This is a genomic window from Actinomadura sp. 21ATH, assembly GCF_041951345.1.
In the GTDB taxonomy this organism is placed as follows: Bacteria; Actinomycetota; Actinomycetes; order Streptosporangiales; family Streptosporangiaceae; genus Spirillospora.
In genome coordinates this window covers 1-1,574 of record NZ_JBGNUR010000038.1, presented here as the reverse complement: position 1 = coordinate 1,574, position 1,574 = coordinate 1, and the positions used below count along the sequence as shown (strand labels likewise).

The window sequence follows — 1,574 nt, the reverse complement described above, 5'->3', positions numbered from 1 at the left end:
ACCCGCTACAACACCCGCCGCCGCCACTCGGCCTTGGGCCACCTCTCACCGATCAACTACGAGAAAACCACAGGTAGCCTCACCGCTGCCGCCTGAAACCGGTGTCCACATCTCAGGGGGAACCCCCCGGCGGCTCCACGCGTCCCTCATCTGCCCACCCGCCTGCTGTGAGCCGTACCGGGCTTGGTGAAGTCCTTCAAGCCAGTCATGTTCTTGACTGGCGGGGAGGAGAATGACCGCGATGGCAGCACCACGCAAGTACCCCCAGGAGCTCCGGGACCGGGCTGTGCGGCTGGCGCTGGAGTCCGATCGCCCGATCGCGCAGATCGCCGCGGATTTGGGCATCCACCGCGAGGCCCTGCGCACGTGGGTGCGTCAGGCCGAGGCCGATGCCGGTCGGCGCCCCGAGCAGCTCACCTCGGCCGAGCGCGAGGAGCTCAAGCGGCTGCGCAAGGAGAACAGCGAGCTGAAGCGGGCAGGCGAGATCCTCAAGGCGGCCAGTACGTTTTTCGCCGCCGAGCTCGCCAGCCCCGGACGAAGTAGTCGCGGTGGTCGACCACCTGCGCGACCGCTTCGGGGTCCGTGCCGGTGTGCAGGGTCCTCAACCTGTGCCCGGGCACCTACTACGGCCGCAAACGGCGCCTGCCCTCGGCCCGCGCCCAGCGCGACACGGGTCCTGCTCAAGCAGATCATCGACGTGCACCAGGCCAACTACGGGGTCTACGGGTCTCGGCGTGTGCACCGCCAGTTGCTCCGCCAGGGCGGGCAGGCGGCGCGATGCACGGTCGAGCGGCTGACGCGCGAGCACGGGCTGGAGGGGGTGCGGCGCGGCAGCCGCCGCCGCACCACCATCCCGGATGAGTCGATGCCGCGGCCACCGGACCTGGTCAACCGGCTTTGGCTGCCGGCCGGCCGGACCGGCTGTGGCTGGCCGACATCACCTACGTGCGCACCTGGAAGGGCTGGGTGTATGTGGCGTTCGTGCTGGACGCCTTCTCCCGCCGCATCGTGGGCTGGCAGCTGGCCGACCACCTGCGCACCGACCTGCCCCTGGACGCTTTGGAGATGGCGCTGTGGCAACGCCGCCGCGAAGGCCGTCCACAGGCCGGCCGCCTGGTTCACCACAGCGACAACGGCTGTCAGTACACCAGTTTCCGGTACGTGGCCCGGCTGGCCGATGTCGGCGTCATGGCACCGGTCGGATCGGTCGCCGATTCCTATGACAACGCCATGGCCGAAGCCTTGAACGGCACCTTCAAGGCCGAACTGATCCACGGGCGCACCTGGTGAACCCGTGACCAGGCCGAATACGCCATCGTCGAGTGGATCGGCTGTTACAACCACCAGCGTCTGCACTCGGCCATCGGCGACGTGCCACCTGCCGAGTACGAAGCCAACCACTACCGTTCGAACAACACACCAGCGCCAACCGGCGCCAGGTAGACCGGTGATGTGCCCCGGCTTTGGTGGCGTCCTGTTACTGGAATCCTCGTGTCTTCGATCATGAAGAGAGGCACAGGATGCCCAGGAGCTATCCTCCCGAGTTCCGCCGCAAGGTGCTGGATCTGGTCAAG

The 1,574-nt window shown here is 67.8% G+C and carries 1 pseudogene; it reads left to right on the top strand.

Annotated features, from left to right (window positions below):
• The first annotated feature begins 241 nt into the window (after window positions 1-241).
• A pseudogene (locus ACA361_RS42225) lies at window positions 242-1,443 on the top strand (IS3 family transposase).
• Window positions 1,444-1,574: the final 131 nt, after the last annotated feature.